The organism is Novosphingobium sp. PhB55 (assembly GCF_004368805.1).
Taxonomy (GTDB): domain Bacteria; phylum Pseudomonadota; class Alphaproteobacteria; order Sphingomonadales; family Sphingomonadaceae; genus Novosphingobium.
Map to the genome: position 1 here is coordinate 107406 of NZ_SODQ01000003.1, position 13136 is coordinate 120541.

The 13136-nt window shown below is 66.7% G+C and carries 19 protein-coding genes; 15 read left to right on the forward strand and 4 right to left on the reverse strand.

Annotated features, from left to right (window positions below; genetic code table 11):
- Positions 1–11 precede the first annotated feature (11 nt).
- From thrC to EDF57_RS07945, 8 genes are all read left to right on the forward strand, one after another.
- Positions 12–1412: a threonine synthase gene (gene thrC, locus EDF57_RS07910; protein ID WP_134093820.1), complete on the forward strand. Its 1401-nt coding sequence runs from the start codon at positions 12–14 to the stop codon at positions 1410–1412.
- Positions 1412–2314 (forward strand): class I SAM-dependent methyltransferase, encoded by a 903-nt coding sequence (locus EDF57_RS07915; protein ID WP_134093821.1) that lies wholly within the window; start codon positions 1412–1414, stop codon positions 2312–2314. Before thrC ends, EDF57_RS07915 begins: the two co-directional genes overlap by 1 nt.
- A gap of 26 nt (positions 2315–2340) precedes the next feature.
- Complete coding sequence (locus EDF57_RS07920) at positions 2341–2712, forward strand: dihydroneopterin aldolase (RefSeq protein ID WP_134094150.1); 372 nt, start codon at positions 2341–2343, stop codon at positions 2710–2712.
- Between the two features lie 3 nt (positions 2713–2715).
- Positions 2716–3036, forward strand: coding sequence for a Rossmann fold domain-containing protein (locus tag EDF57_RS07925; RefSeq protein WP_134093822.1), 321 nt, complete (start codon positions 2716–2718; stop codon positions 3034–3036).
- 36 nt (positions 3037–3072) lie between these two features.
- Complete coding sequence (gene moaA, locus EDF57_RS07930; RefSeq protein WP_134093823.1) at positions 3073–4077, forward strand: GTP 3',8-cyclase MoaA; 1005 nt, start codon at positions 3073–3075, stop codon at positions 4075–4077.
- A 1-nt stretch (position 4078) separates the two neighbouring features.
- On the forward strand, positions 4079–4315 hold the full coding sequence (locus EDF57_RS07935; RefSeq protein ID WP_134093824.1) for a MoaD/ThiS family protein: 237 nt from the start codon (positions 4079–4081) through the stop codon (positions 4313–4315).
- Between the two features lies 1 nt (position 4316).
- A complete protein-coding gene (locus EDF57_RS07940) occupies positions 4317–4763 on the forward strand; it encodes a molybdenum cofactor biosynthesis protein MoaE (RefSeq protein ID WP_134093825.1) in 447 nt (148 codons plus the stop codon).
- Positions 4764–4881: 118 nt separating this feature from the next.
- Positions 4882–5316, forward strand: coding sequence for a hypothetical protein (locus tag EDF57_RS07945; protein ID WP_134093826.1), 435 nt, complete (start codon positions 4882–4884; stop codon positions 5314–5316).
- A gap of 126 nt (positions 5317–5442) precedes the next feature.
- On the opposite strand, the gene EDF57_RS07950 is transcribed toward EDF57_RS07945, so the two are convergent.
- Positions 5443–5964, reverse strand: coding sequence for a hypothetical protein (locus EDF57_RS07950; RefSeq protein ID WP_132268718.1), 522 nt, complete (start codon positions 5962–5964; stop codon positions 5443–5445).
- A gap of 372 nt (positions 5965–6336) precedes the next feature.
- On the opposite strand from EDF57_RS07950, the gene rplU reads away from it, so the two are divergent.
- The 4 genes from rplU (at position 6337) to EDF57_RS07970 (ending at position 8538) form a co-directional block, all read left to right on the forward strand.
- Positions 6337–6633, forward strand: a complete 297-nt coding sequence (gene rplU / locus EDF57_RS07955; protein ID WP_132268078.1) for a 50S ribosomal protein L21 — start codon at positions 6337–6339, stop codon at positions 6631–6633.
- 24 nt (positions 6634–6657) lie between these two features.
- Positions 6658–6927: a 50S ribosomal protein L27 gene (rpmA, locus tag EDF57_RS07960; protein WP_021233962.1), complete on the forward strand. Its 270-nt coding sequence runs from the start codon at positions 6658–6660 to the stop codon at positions 6925–6927.
- Positions 6928–7189: 262 nt separating this feature from the next.
- The gene (locus EDF57_RS07965; RefSeq protein ID WP_132268079.1) at positions 7190–7777 is read left to right on the forward strand and encodes a GNAT family N-acetyltransferase; all 588 of its coding nucleotides are present in this window, start codon (positions 7190–7192) and stop codon (positions 7775–7777) included.
- A gap of 203 nt (positions 7778–7980) precedes the next feature.
- On the forward strand, positions 7981–8538 hold the full coding sequence (locus EDF57_RS07970; protein ID WP_132268081.1) for a GNAT family N-acetyltransferase: 558 nt from the start codon (positions 7981–7983) through the stop codon (positions 8536–8538).
- 36 nt (positions 8539–8574) lie between these two features.
- On the opposite strand, the gene EDF57_RS07975 is transcribed toward EDF57_RS07970, so the two are convergent.
- Positions 8575–9321, reverse strand: a complete 747-nt coding sequence (locus EDF57_RS07975) for a folate-binding protein YgfZ (protein ID WP_134093827.1) — start codon at positions 9319–9321, stop codon at positions 8575–8577.
- A 90-nt stretch (positions 9322–9411) separates the two neighbouring features.
- A complete protein-coding gene (locus EDF57_RS07980) occupies positions 9412–10317 on the reverse strand; it encodes a LysR family transcriptional regulator (protein ID WP_132268084.1) in 906 nt (301 codons plus the stop codon).
- A 132-nt stretch (positions 10318–10449) separates the two neighbouring features.
- Between EDF57_RS07980 and EDF57_RS07985 the strand changes: the two genes are divergently transcribed.
- Together EDF57_RS07985 and EDF57_RS07990 are read left to right on the forward strand one after the other, a co-directional pair.
- Positions 10450–11148, forward strand: coding sequence for a pirin family protein (locus EDF57_RS07985; protein ID WP_134093828.1), 699 nt, complete (start codon positions 10450–10452; stop codon positions 11146–11148).
- Positions 11149–11185: 37 nt separating this feature from the next.
- Entirely contained in the window at positions 11186–11764 is a 579-nt protein-coding gene (locus tag EDF57_RS07990; protein ID WP_132268088.1) for a nitroreductase family protein, read from the forward strand.
- Positions 11765–11868: 104 nt separating this feature from the next.
- On the opposite strand, the gene EDF57_RS07995 is transcribed toward EDF57_RS07990, so the two are convergent.
- A complete protein-coding gene (locus EDF57_RS07995) occupies positions 11869–12210 on the reverse strand; it encodes a hypothetical protein (RefSeq protein WP_134093829.1) in 342 nt (113 codons plus the stop codon).
- 202 nt (positions 12211–12412) lie between these two features.
- Here EDF57_RS07995 and EDF57_RS08000 point away from each other — a divergent pair, with 202 nt between their 5' ends.
- Positions 12413–13126 carry an HPP family protein gene (locus EDF57_RS08000; RefSeq protein ID WP_243654354.1) on the forward strand — a complete coding sequence of 238 codons (714 nt, stop codon included), beginning with the start codon at positions 12413–12415 and terminating at the stop codon, positions 13124–13126.
- Positions 13127–13136 lie beyond the last annotated feature (10 nt).

Sequence of the window (13136 nt, forward strand, 5' to 3'; positions counted from 1 at the left end):
ACCGCGCCACCATGGATTACATCAGCACCCGCGGCAGCGCACCGGCGCTCGATTTCGAAGGCGCCACGCTCGCCGGCCTCGCATCGGACGGCGGCCTTTATGTGCCGCGTGAGTGGCCGCGCTTCTCCGGCGAAGAGATCGCTGCGATGGCGGGCCTGCCTTATGCCGAGCTGGCGGCGAAAATCATGTTCCCCTTTGTCGAGGGCAGCCTGACCTACGACCGTCTGCTGGAACTGACCACCCAGGCTTACGGCCGCTTCGCGCACAAGGCGGTGACGCCGTTGAAGCAGCTCGACGAGCAGCAGTGGGTGCTGGAACTGTTCCACGGCCCGACGCTGGCTTTCAAGGACGTGGCCTTGCAATTGCTCGGCCTGCTGTTCGAGGAATTCCTCGGCCGTTCGGAGCGTAACCTGACGATCGTCGGCGCCACTTCGGGCGATACCGGATCGGCCGCGATCGACGCGGTGGCCGGCCGCGCCAAGGTCGACATCTTCATGCTGCACCCCAAGGGCCGCGTGTCCGACGTGCAGCGCCGCCAGATGACGACGGTGCTGGCGCCCAACGTCCACAATATCGCCATCGACGGCTCGTTCGACGACGCGCAGGCCACCGTGAAGCGCATGTTCAACGACAAGGCGATGACCGACCGCTTCGCCATCGGCGCGGTGAACTCGATCAACTGGGCGCGCCTGATGGCCCAAGTGGTTTACTACTTCGCTGCCGGCCTCCAGCTGGGTGCGCCGCACCGCAAGGTCGCCTTCTCGGTGCCGACCGGCAACTTCGGCGACGTCTTCGCCGGCTATGTCGCCGCGCAGATGGGCCTCCCGGTCGAGAAGCTGATCGTCGCCACCAATGTGAACGACATCCTTCACCGCGCGCTGGCGGACGGCGACTATTCGCAGGGCACCGTCACGCCCACCGCCGCCCCGTCGATGGACATTCAGGTCTCGTCGAACTTCGAACGCCTGCTGTTCGACCTGGGCGGCCGCGACGGCAAGGCTCTGGCCGCGCAGATGGCCGGGTTCGAATCGACCAAGGCCATGCAGCTCACCAACGCGCAGCGCGAGGGAGCGGCCGCGCTGTTCGCTTCTGCCCGTACCGACGCCGACGAAATGGCCTCCACCATCCGCTGGGCCTGGGAAAACTGCGGCGAACTGATCGATCCGCACACCGCCTGCGGCCTGTTCGCCGCCCGCAACGCCGGAATCGACGCGAGCGTCCCGGTGGTCACGCTGGCGACCGCGCATCCCGCCAAGTTCCCGGACGCCGTCGAGCGTGCCACCGGCCAGCGCTCGGGCCTGCCCGCGCGCGTGGGTGACTTGTTCGAGCGCGAGGAAAAGTGCGTCGAACTCACCGGCGACTACGATTCGATCGCCGATTTCGTGGCCGAGCACGCGAGCCCGAAGGTCTGATGGCACGCCTCGAAACCCAACCCGTCATCCTCGCCGGAGAGGGCTGGGACGATTACGGCCTTGTCGATTCGGGCCACGGCCGCAAGCTGGAGCGCTATGGCGATTACCGCTTCGTGCGCCCCGAACCGCAGGCGATGTGGACGCCGCGCCTTGAAAACTGGGATGCGCACGGCGAATTCGTGCCCGGCTCGGACGAGGATGGCGGCGGCCGCTGGCAGTTTGACAAGGCGGTGCCGCGTGACGGTTGGCCGCTCGCCTGGAACGAAGTGAGCTTCACCGCGCAGTGCACGCCGTTCCGCCATCTCGGCTTCTTCCCGGACATGGCGCCGGTGTGGGACTGGATGCGCGAGATGCTGGCCGGTCGCGGCGATGCCAATACGCTGAACCTGTTCGGCTACACGGGCGTCGGCACCCTGGCGCTTTCGGCGCACGGCCCCGTCACCCATGTCGATGCGTCGAAGAAGTCGGTCGGCCAGGCACGCGAGAATGCGGCGCTGGCCGGGCTTCAGGATCGTCCGGTTCGCTGGATGATCGACGATGCCGCCAAATTTGCCGCGCGCGAAGTGCGCCGGGGCAAGCGGTATGACGGCATCATTCTCGATCCGCCGAAGTTCGGCCGCGGCCCGACCGGCGAGACGTGGCGCCTGGAGGAGAACCTCCCCGGCCTGCTCGCCGATTGCCGCCAATTGCTCGACGCGGACAGCAAGTTCCTGTTTCTCACCGTCTATGCCGTGCGCATGTCCTCGCTGGCACTGGCCGGGCTGATGGAAGAACTGTTCCGCGACCTGCCCGGCACCATCGAGCACGGCGACCTTTCCGTTCGCGAGGACGGCGTCTCTGAAAACGACGGGGGCCGCCTGCTGCCGACGGCAATCTTCGCGCGCTGGCGCAATAACGGCTAAAGGCCCCCGCCATGCACCTCACCGCCATGACCGATTCGCTCATTCTGGAAGTCGCCGATTTCGAACACGATGTCCTTACCGGCATCTATTCGGAAGAGACCGGCAAGCCGCAGCCGCTGCGCTTCACGATCTCTGTGCAGCTGAAGCCCATCGATCGCTACGCGCCCGATACCCCGCTCACGGCCAGCAAGAACTACATGGACCTCAAGTTCGCGGCCAGCGAAGCGCTGCCGCAGGGCGTCCACTTCAAGCTGATCGAAGCCGTGGCCGATCACGTGTGCGAAACGCTGTTCCTCCAGGACGAGCGGGTCGAGGCCGTGACGGTGAAGATCGTCAAGCTCGCCATCGCCGAAGCGGGCGAGAAGATCGGCATGACGCTCACCCGGCATCGCCGCTGAGCCGTGATCCTGCGCGTCGGACCTCTGGCGGAAGACCCGCTCGATGCCGCCGCGCAGTTCCATGCCGATATCCTGCCGCAGGTCCGCGCCGCGCTGGCGGCGGAGGCTGACCTCACGCTGGTCTTCGCCCCGGCCGGGCACGAGCATCGCGGCTGGCGGCTGTCCGTGATCCAGGCGTTGGCCCGCAGCCACGCGCCGCGGCGGGTAAACGCCCTGACCGGAGACGGCGAGGCGGCCATTGCCGCCGCCGCTGCCTGGCTGGCCGAGGCTCCGGGCGTGACCGGGCAATACCTCCCCCTCGATGGCTCCCATTCTTTCGCTTGATGGGAATGGCGCACGGGGCCTACTATATGGGCTTCCATGAGCACTGCTGCGCCTCTCATTGACCAGTTCCAGCGCCGAATCACCTATCTGCGGCTTTCGGTGACGGATCGGTGCGACTTGCGCTGCGCCTATTGCATGCCGGAACGCATGACCTTCCTGCCCAGGAAGGACGTGCTCACGCTGGACGAACTGCACGAGCTGTCGCTGGGGTTCATTGCGCGCGGCGTGACCAAGCTGCGGCTGACCGGCGGTGAGCCGCTGGTGCGGCGGGACATGATCGAACTGGTCCGCGCGCTCGGCCGCAAGCTGGGCCACGGCCTGGAAGAACTGACGCTCACCACCAACGGCACGCGCCTGCCCGAATTCGCGGACGACCTGTTCGCGGCGGGCGTGCGGCGAATCAACGTCTCGCTCGACACGCTGGACCGCGCGGCGTTCGAGAAGCTGACCCGGCGCGATTCGCTGCCGCAAGTGCTGGAAGGCCTGAAGGCTGCCAAGGCGGCAGGCTTGCGGGTGAAGATCAACACGGTCGCGCTCAAGGACGTGAACGAGCGGGAAATTCCCCGGATCGTCGCTTGGGCTCACGACCAGGGATTCGAATCCACGCTGATCGAGGTCATGCCGCTGGGCGAAGTGGAGGAAGACCGCTTCGACCACTACCTGCCTTTGTCGGAAGTTCGCGCCGATCTCGAGGAGCGCTGGACGCTGCATCCCAGTCTCCACCGCACCGGCGGCCCCGCCCGCTACTTCGACGTGGCGGAAACCGGCGGCCGCATCGGCCTCATCACGCCGCTTACCCAGAATTTCTGCGAGGGCTGCAACCGCCTGCGCGTCACGGCGACCGGGCAGCTATATGCCTGCCTCGGTGGTAACGAGCAGGTGGACTTGCGTGCGGCGCTGCGCAGCGCCGATCCGCAGGCCGGGCTGGACGCCGCTCTCGACACGGCGATGCGGATCAAGCCGGAGCGTCACCATTTCGCCATCGACCGGCGCGGCGCGGCGCCGGCGCTGGCCCGGCACATGTCGATGACCGGCGGCTGACATGGCGCTTGAACTCGTGTTTCTCGGCCGGCTGGAAGACTTGGCCGGCAGCTCCGGCCGCGCGGTATCCTTCGCGCCTTCGCTGGCGGCGGTGATCGCAGCCTTGGAGCCGGACCTCTCCGCCGCCGTCAAGCAACCGCGCATCCGCTACGCCGTGAACGGCACGCTCGTGCAAGGCGACGTGGAACTGCGCGAGGGGGACGAAGTGGCTTTCCTTCCCCCGGTTTCCGGCGGCTGAGGTGAGCAGCACGGTTCGCCTGTCCACCGATCCCTTCGATCCTGCCGAAGCGCTGCGCCAGTTCGCCGCGGGGGTGCCGCAGGCGGGCGGTATCGTCAGCTTCCTGGGGCAGGTTCGCGAGGGCGGCGGCGTGAAAGCGCTCGAACTGCGGCACTATGCGCCGCTGACCCTGCCCGCGATGGAAGCGCTTGCCGCGCGAGTGCGTGAGCGCTGGTCGCTGGACGGCCTGCTGGTCATCCATCGCAGCGGTACCATGCAGCCGGGTGAACCGATCGTCCTGGTCGCTGCTGCCGCGCGTCACCGCCGCGATGCTTTCGCTGCGGCCGATTTCGCGATGGACCATCTCAAGAGCGAATCGTGGTTCTGGAAGCGCGAGAAAGTGGCGGGCGAATGGCGCTGGATCGAACCGCGCCCGCAGGACATCGAAGACCTCGCGCGCTGGGCCTGATCGTGGGGCGTCCGATTGCCTGAGGCGGACCCCGTTTCGTAACTTTTCCGCGGTTTGACCGGCATCAATTCCTCCGGCGCGCAAACGGCCCATGGGTGCTCCACAAGGAGATCACGCCATGACGCAACGTCTCGACAAGCAACGACTTCGCGAACTGGCCATCGCGGTCAGCTTGCCCACAGGCGCCAACCCGTCGCCTGCGACCGTCGATCGCGGTTTCGGCCTGCCGACGGGCCTCTACCTCGCGACCGTCGCGCTCTATCTCGGCTTCATAGGCGTCATGGCCGCCTCGTTCCTCAATCCGGAACTGGCGATCCCGATGGTGATCTTTGCGGGCTTCGTCGTCTTCGCCTTCGCCCTGGCCGGCTACTGGACGCGCATGAAGCCCGCAAACGATACCGCGCCGCCCGATTGGGCGCAGTTCCGCGCGCGCGGCATCGAAACTTCGAGCGGAAGGCTGACTGCGGGCGAGGCGACCGTTCAGGTCCTCCTGCTTCCCGTGCTGATCCTGGGCTGGGGACTGGCCGTCGCGGTCATAGTCGCTCTGAGGTGATCCTGCCTCCCGTTTCCCGACCTGAGCCGGGGGGCTTCCGGTCGGGAACGGTCCGTTCGGACGACCCCTCCCTCGCAAGGGGGAGGGGTTTTTCGTGTCTCGACGCCTTGGGCGGCCGGACGAGGTTCAGGTCTTGAGGCGGGCGTCGAGGCCGGTGATGACGTCGTTCTGCGTGTTCACGAGGCCCTGGACCTGGCTGCGCGCGGTATCGATGGCGAGGGCGCTGGGCGATTCGTCCACCGGCTCGGCCTGCCGGGCATCGGCATAAAGCGAATCGAGATCCGCCAGGGCGGCAACGGCACTGTCGCGGCTGGACTGAAGGGCCGCCACGGCCACTTGCGCCGAAATCCACGCATCGCTCGTGCGAGAGGACCGGGCCGCGGCCGCCACGGCGCGATCGGCGGCGGGGCGCTTGGCCGCGAACTGCTTGTCCGCGTCGCGCGCGGCGGCAACCAGCCCGTCGATTCGGGTGGTGAGGTCGGCCGTGGGCGGGGGCAGCTGCACGGGCGGCGGCGTGGGCTCGGCCGCGGCGGGCATGGCAGAGCGTTCCACCGCGCGATAGGACAGGGAGGGATAGCTCCCCGCCGTCGAGCAGGCGCTCAGGCCAAGGGCCAGCATGCCGAGGGCCAGAGCCCCCAGGGGCTGCATGGGCGCCAGCGTTCGCGCGGCTATGGGGGAAGCCTTCCGATTCGCGGGGCAGGGCGGGGTCAGCGGCTGGAAACGGGCTGGTACGCGGGTCATGGTGCTGCCATAGCATGGTCATGGCCGATCGCGAGGGCCAATCCAAGGCCATCCATGCGGATGTCCGGGTTGAATCGCGTTTCGCGGCCTGTGCCGGGCGACTCCTTGGTTGACACGAATCGGGTGGTGGACTAACGGCACCCTTCTTTCCGGTACCCCGTGCAAATGGGGACGCCGGTGCGTCGCCCGCAAGGCTCCACGGTTCCTTCCTGGACCAGAGCGGCCGGGGCAGAGTTGTTTCGGCCTGTTTAGGGCTCATTGATATTAGGTAAGGGCACCATGTTCGCAGTTGTGCGCACGGGCGGCAAGCAGTATCGGGTTGCCGCCGGAGACAAGATCGCGGTTGAAAAGCTGGCTGGTGAAGCCGGTGAGACCATCACGCTGGGCGACGTTCTGCTCGCCGGCAACGACGGCGAAGTCGCTGACGCCTCGAAGATCACGGTTTCGGCCGAGATCATCGCTCAGGCCAAGAGCGAAAAGGTCGTGGTGTTCAAGAAGCGCCGCCGCCACAACTATCGTCGCAAGAACGGCCACCGCCAGCAGATGACCCTGCTGCGCATCGTGTCCGTCGCCTGAGCCAAAGATCGGAAGGACTGAGCAATGGCACATAAGAAAGCAGGCGGTTCGTCGCGCAACGGTCGCGACTCTGCGGGCCGCCGCCTTGGCGTTAAGAAGTTCGGCGGTCAGGAAGTGATCGGCGGCAACATCATCATCCGTCAGCGCGGCACCCGCGTGTACCCGGGCGTGAACGTCGGCATGGGCAAGGATCACACCCTGTTCGCACTCGCCGAAGGTCGCGTGCGTTTCCACGACGGTAAACTCGGCCGTAAGTACGTCTCGGTAGACGCTATGGCAGAAGCCGCCGAATAATCGGATGGTCGATCAAAGGGCCATCCTGACGGGATGGCCCCGCCGATCTTCTTGAGATCGGCTGAACGAGGGAGAGGGGCCTGCCCGTCTCCCTCTTTTCGTGTCTCCCTCTCGCACGGCGCAACTGTCTTACAGAGCGACTAAGTCGTACATTTTCTTACGAATTTGCACGGATATTTCAGGCTCTCCGGACGTTGTGCGTAATCGCAATGTCACGCGCAAACCTTAGGAAAGGCGCGGGGCGGATGAGTGGAGATACTCTATGTTCGTTCGCAGCGAACGGCTGTTTCTGCGGCCCGGCTGGCCCGAGGACCAGGACGAGTTCCTGGCCTTGATCGACGACGAAAGCGTCGTGCGCAATCTGACGCGCGCGCCCTGGCCCTATACCGGCGAAGACGCCCGGCGCTTTCTGGATGCCGCGCCGGACATGCTGCTGCCGCGTTTCCTGATCACCCAGCCCGGCTCGCACGGCACGCGCATTATCGGCTGCATCGGCTTGTCCCTGCTCGATGGCGAAGCGAACCTGGGCTATTGGATCGCCCGCGACCATTGGGGGCAGGGATTTGCGAGCGAAGCCGCGCGCGCCGTGCTCTCGCTGGCCCATGCCATCGGCCACAAGCGTATCGTCGGCAGCCACTTCGTCGACAACCCGGCCTCGGGCCGCGTGCTTGAAAAGGTGGGATTCCGGCCTACCGGGCGCGTGCTCGAACGCTACAGCGAAGGGCGCGCTGCAAGCTGCCTCTCGCGCGAATATGCCGTCGAGTTCGATTCGCCCAGCGATTGCGGCGACGATTGCGACAATTCCGGCCTAGGCAGCGCCCAGGCCATGGCGCCCAAGCGCGCCGCCTGACCTTTGTCGCGTCCCCGGCCCTGCCCGGCCGGGGACGACGATTCCTCCAAATCCCTGAAAAGACAGGACTGCCGGATCGCGGCTTACCGGCGCGTGATCGCCGGTCGACTTCTCGCGTCCGGCCGCAGCAAAAGCCGTGCATTGCAACTGGCTTTGTGCATAGTGTGTCCTGCGGACAAAATAGAAAAACGGAGAACCGTCACATGTTCATCCGCACGGAGAGATTGTTCCTGAGGCCCGGCTGGCCGGAAGACTTCGACGAACTGGTGAACGCCATTTCGGAGGAGACGGCCCAGCGCAACCCCGGCGTAGGCGAATTGCCGCGCTCGACGCGCGCCATGCGCGACTATCTGGCCAAGCCGCGAGATCCGCGCCTGCCTCACCTCGTCATGTATCTGCGCGCGCCCGGCGGCCCCAAGCTGGTGGGCGGCATCGGTCTCGGCCGGATCGAGAACGAAGTGGAACTGGGCTACTGGATTGCACCGGCCCATCGCGGGCGGGGCTTCGCGCGGGAAGCCGTGCGCGCCGTGCTCGCCCAGGCGCGAACGCTGGGGCATAGGCGCGTGGTCGCCAGCCATTTTGCAGACAATCCGGCCACGCTGGATGTGCTGCAGGAGGCCGGTTTCGCGGATTCCGGGCAGGAGCGGGAGCGTTTCGCCCAAGGCAGGGCCATGCCGATCCGCGCGCGGATCTATGTTGCCAACCTTGGGGAGCGGCCGTTCCTGCGGGCGCCGATGCCGACGAACGTGCTTTCGGCCTGATCGATCCGGTCAGGCCGCAGCCTCAAGCCCCGAAATTCAGACCTGCAGTTCGAGCCACTTCGGCGCGATCAGCGGATCGATGTCCTCCACGCGCAAGTGGTCCACCGCCAGCCCCAGTTCGGGATAGGCCGCGCGGCGGCGCTTCTCGTCCGAGCGGGCCAGCGGAACCACGATCAGCCGGCGATTGACCTTCTGCCGCCAGTTCATGCGTGCGGTGTTCTCCTGGCCCACGTAGCAGCCCTTGGTGAAGCTGACGCCGTGCAGTTCGACTGCGTTGCATTCCAGCCAGAGCGTCTCACCGTCGCCGAGTTCGGCGCGGCCTTCGGCTACGCCCATGGCGAGCCGGTGCGCGCGCCATGCCGCATCGGCGCCTTCGAATTCCGAGGGATCGGTGGGGTCGACCGGAGCGATCCAGCGTTCGCCCAAGCCATGGTGGCGGGGGTCCGGGGCGGCGCCGTCACCCGTATGCGGGCGCCAGTGGACGGCAAGGGTATTGTCGCGGGCGATGTCGATGGCCCGGCGCAGGCGGTACATCGACAAGCGCTTGACCAGCGCCTCGGCCGCTTCCGCCTCGCAATCGATCAGCAGGCCGTGCCCGCCCGGCCAGACCAGGAAGTCGAACAGCGCCTTGCCTTGCGGGGAGAGCAGTGCGGCCCAGGTGGGCAGCACGCCCTTCACGTCGGCGGTGACGAGCCCTTGCAGGAACTCGGCAACGTCTTCGTTCGAATCGGGGCGGGGGGAGAGCCGGATAACGGCGCGGTCGAACAGGCGGCTGGCGGTCATGGCCGATAAGTGGGGCAGGGCGGCGGACTGCGCAAGTGTCCGAATGACAGGCCGGAAAAGCTTGGGCGACGGCGTGGCCGGGAGGTGTGGTCAGGGACAGCCGGCAAGGCGTTCGCGGATTTCATCGAGAACCCAGACGGCGGCGGGGCCCGGCGGGCTGTCCTTGCGCCAGAGGGCGACAAGCGCATAGTCCATCGTCGGCCGCTCGGGCAGGTGAAGCTCGACCAGCTCGCCGCTCGCCAGGTCCGCGGCGATGCGGTGGCGCGGCATGGAGCCCCAGCCGATACCCTCCTTGAGCAGCGCATGCTTGGCGCCGAGATCGGCCAGCCGCCACGAACGCGGGCTGAATACCGAGAAATCGCGGCCCTCCGTCAGCGGGGAGCGGTCGGTCAGCACCAGCTGGAGGTGCTTGCGCGCCGCGCCGGGCGGAATCGGGCCGGGGTTCGCCAGGGGGTGACCAGGCGCGGCGACCGGCACCATTTCCACGGCGCCCACCGTCTCGCGCTGGATTTCCGGCAGGTCGAGAATATCGGGTCCGGCGATGGCCAGGGTGGCGCGCCGATCCATCACCAGCGCGGCGACGGCGCCCAGAGCCTCGACATGAAGGCGCAGCGGCACGCTGGGGAACATCACCTGAAAGTCGCGCAGCAGCTTGGCGAGGACATTGCCGGGCACCATCACGTCCACCGCCAGCGAAAGTTCGGCCTCCAGCCCCTGTCGCAGGCTGCGGACTTTGGCGAGCAGGGCATCGACGTCGTCGGCAATGGCATGGGCCTCGCTCAGCAGCGCCCGGCCCGATTCGGTGAGCCGGGGCTTTCGCGACCCCTCGCGCTCGAACAGGCGGACATCGAGCTGGGCCTCGAGCTGGGCGATGGCATAGCTCACCACCGAGATCGCCCGGCCCAGCTTGCGGGCCGCACCGCCGAAGCTGCCCTCCTCGACGACGAGCAGGAATGTGCGCAAGTGATCCAGACTGGGCGGGGCAATGTCGACCACGATGCGAAGCCTTCAGCTTAGTTGAACATCTCGATCGATTTTATCCCAATTATCCGATGACCCTGCAAGGGCTACCTGATGAGCAGGCAGACCGCATATCCGCGGCAGACTAACCCCCTTCAGGAGGGCCACATGATCGAAGTCCGTCCCTTCGCAAGCCTCGGCGCCGCCGACCACCGCTGGCTCGATGCCCGTCACCACTTCTCCTTCGCCGACTATCACGATCCTGCGCGCACCAATTGGGGCCGTCTGCGGGTCTGGAACGACGACACCATCGGTCCGCGCGCCGGATTTCCGCCGCATCCACACCGCGACATGGAGATCATCACTTATGTCCGCACCGGCGCGATCACGCACAAGGACAGCCTGGGCAACGAAGGCCGCACGGGCGCCGGCGACGTCCAGGTGATGAGTGCGGGCACCGGCATCGTCCACTCCGAGTTCAATCTAGAGGATGAAGCCACCACCCTGTTCCAGATCTGGATCCTGCCCGACGAACGCGGCGAGGCTCCGGGCTGGGGCGCGCGTCCTTTCCCCCGCGGCGATCGTGCCGGCCACTTCGTCACGCTCGCCAGCGGCATCGCCGGAGACGGGGATGCCCTGCCGATCCGCGCCGATGCCCGGGTTCTGGGCGCCACCGTCAAGGCGGGCGACAGCGTGACTTACCCGACCGAACCGGGCCGCCATCTCTATCTCGTTTCTGCAAGAGGCCGGATCCTGGTGGACGACGTCGAAGCGCAGCCGCGCGACGGCGTGGCGATCACCGGTCTCGACTCCATCACCGTGACCGCGATCGAGGACGCCGAACTCGTCCTTGTCGACGCGGCCTGAACTCTCTCCCGACACTCTCAACACCAAGGAAATCGACATGACCGGACGTATTGCCCATCCCAAGGTTGAAAAGCTGATCGTCAATCGCTGGTCGCCCCGCGCGTTCGATGGCAGCGAGATCCCGCAGGAAGACCTCGACGTGATCTTCGAAGCCGCCGGCTGGGCGCCTTCGGCCTATAACGTGCAGCCCTGGACCTTTCTCTATGCCCGCAAGGGCGACGCCAACTGGGACCTGCTGCTCTCGCAGCTGATCGAGTTCAACCAGGGCTGGGCCAAGGACGCTTCAGCGATCGTCTATGTCGTGTCCGACAGCCAGATGCGTTCGGACAAGGGCAATTCGGATAACCACAGCCACAGCTTCGATGCCGGTGCGGCCTGGGCGCTGGCTGCCCTTCAGGCGCAGGCCCTGGGCTATCACACGCATGGCATGACCGGCCTGAAGTTCGGTGAGGCCGAAAAGGCGCTTGGCATTCCCGCCGACCACCGCCTCGAAGCCGCTTTCGCCATCGGCAAGATGGGCGACAAGAGCCAGCTTCCCGAGTTCCTGCAGGAGCGCGAAGTCGCCTCCGGCCGCAAGCCGGTGGCGGAAATCGCCAAGGCCGGCACTTTCGCCTGATCCAACCGGGCGTTCCGGCGCTTTCCTCTCCCTTTTGCCGGCCCTCCCTTTGCCGGCCTCGAGGCCCGATCCGCCACTCCCTTGGGCGGATCGGGCTTTTTCGTTCAGAACTTCCGCTTCACGCCGACCATGACCCGCTGGCTCTTGCTGCCGTCCGGCATCGAGGCGGAATCGAGGTGAACGTCGATCGAGGTGCCGCCGCCGATGTCCAGTCGGGCGCGGGGCGGTCCATCGGGAATGCTGTAATCCGTCGAGAGCGGCGGCAGCCGTTCCTGTTCGGGATCGGGCGCGCAGACGACGATCTCGCCGGGCTTGCCCTCGGGGCAGCGGGGGCGGATGACGCTGAAACCCGCAGGGGGCGGCGCGCGCATCTGCCGAAGGTCGAAAGCATCTACGGTCTGCTCGGTAACAGTGGGAGCGGAAGGTGCGGCTTCAATCGCTGGCATGGGAAGCTCCGGAGGGAACACGCAGGCAAACATCCGAAGATGGCCGATTTGCGGCAGGCCAGCGGTTTCCGGGCACGCGGCGATGACCAGACCCGTTACAATTCGTCTATCCGGGCCCCAAGCACGAGTCGCCTCGCCACGATGGTGGACATGGTTCATAGGGCGCCGCGACGGAAACCAAGTTCAGGAGAAGGGCCGGGTGGTGGCTCGAACGACAGCACGGTGGCGGGACGGATGGGGCAATAGCCGGATCGGCGGCCTGGTTGCAGGCGCGATCGGCCATCTCGGCTGGGTGCGCGGGGCGCTTGGCGGCATGCTGGGCATTGCCATTGCCGGCGGCGTGACGCTCCTGCTCGAAATGAAGGGACTGGAACAGGCGGGGCTTGCGGCGCTGCCGTTCCTTCTGGCGCCGCTCGGCGCTTCGGCGGTCCTGGTGTTCTGCGTGCCTGCCAGCCCGCTGGCGCAGCCCTGGTCAGTGGTTGGCGGGAACATGGTCTCGGCCATCGTCGGGCTGACCGCGGGGCACTTGCTGGGGACGCCCTGGCTCGCGGCGTCGGTGGGTGTGGGACTGGCGATCGTGGCCATGTCGCTGACGCGCAGCCTGCATCCGCCCGGCGGCGCCTGCGCGCTGCTCTATGCGCTGGGGGCCACGGGCGACCAGTCCTGGGGCATCGGCCATCTCGTGCCGCTGGCGCTGAACCTGATATTCCTGTTCCAGTTCGGCTGGCTCTACAACAACCTGACCGGCCACCCCTGGCCGCACCGCGCGCCCAAAGTGCAGCACAAGACACCCGAGCCTTATACGCGCGCGGATATCGAAGCCTTGCTGGCGGAATGGGACGAAGTGCTCGACGTCGAAGTCGACGATCTCGACGCCTTCGTCCAGGCGCTGCTGCGCAAGGGGAAGCAGGCCTGACCTGGCAGGC

Bases quoted from the DNA above. Each gene is read 5' to 3' on its own strand.
- thrC (WP_134093820.1), top strand. From the start codon at position 12: ATGGATTACATCAGCACCCGCGGCAGCGCACCGGCGCTCGATTTCGAA.
- EDF57_RS07915 (WP_134093821.1), top strand. From the start codon at position 1,412: ATGGCACGCCTCGAAACCCAACCCGTCATCCTCGCCGGAGAGGGCTGG.
- EDF57_RS07920 (WP_134094150.1), top strand. From the start codon at position 2,341: ATGACCGATTCGCTCATTCTGGAAGTCGCCGATTTCGAACACGATGTC.
- moaA (WP_134093823.1), top strand. From the start codon at position 3,073: ATGAGCACTGCTGCGCCTCTCATTGACCAGTTCCAGCGCCGAATCACC.
- EDF57_RS07935 (WP_134093824.1), top strand. From the start codon at position 4,079: ATGGCGCTTGAACTCGTGTTTCTCGGCCGGCTGGAAGACTTGGCCGGC.
- EDF57_RS07945 (WP_134093826.1), top strand. From the start codon at position 4,882: ATGACGCAACGTCTCGACAAGCAACGACTTCGCGAACTGGCCATCGCG.
- EDF57_RS07950 (WP_132268718.1), bottom strand. From the start codon at position 5,964: ATGCAGCCCCTGGGGGCTCTGGCCCTCGGCATGCTGGCCCTTGGCCTG.
- rplU (WP_132268078.1), top strand. From the start codon at position 6,337: ATGTTCGCAGTTGTGCGCACGGGCGGCAAGCAGTATCGGGTTGCCGCC.
- rpmA (WP_021233962.1), top strand. From the start codon at position 6,658: ATGGCACATAAGAAAGCAGGCGGTTCGTCGCGCAACGGTCGCGACTCT.
- EDF57_RS07965 (WP_132268079.1), top strand. From the start codon at position 7,190: ATGTTCGTTCGCAGCGAACGGCTGTTTCTGCGGCCCGGCTGGCCCGAG.
- EDF57_RS07970 (WP_132268081.1), top strand. From the start codon at position 7,981: ATGTTCATCCGCACGGAGAGATTGTTCCTGAGGCCCGGCTGGCCGGAA.
- EDF57_RS07975 (WP_134093827.1), bottom strand. From the start codon at position 9,321: ATGACCGCCAGCCGCCTGTTCGACCGCGCCGTTATCCGGCTCTCCCCC.
- EDF57_RS07985 (WP_134093828.1), top strand. From the start codon at position 10,450: ATGATCGAAGTCCGTCCCTTCGCAAGCCTCGGCGCCGCCGACCACCGC.
- EDF57_RS07990 (WP_132268088.1), top strand. From the start codon at position 11,186: ATGACCGGACGTATTGCCCATCCCAAGGTTGAAAAGCTGATCGTCAAT.
- EDF57_RS07995 (WP_134093829.1), bottom strand. From the start codon at position 12,210: ATGCCAGCGATTGAAGCCGCACCTTCCGCTCCCACTGTTACCGAGCAG.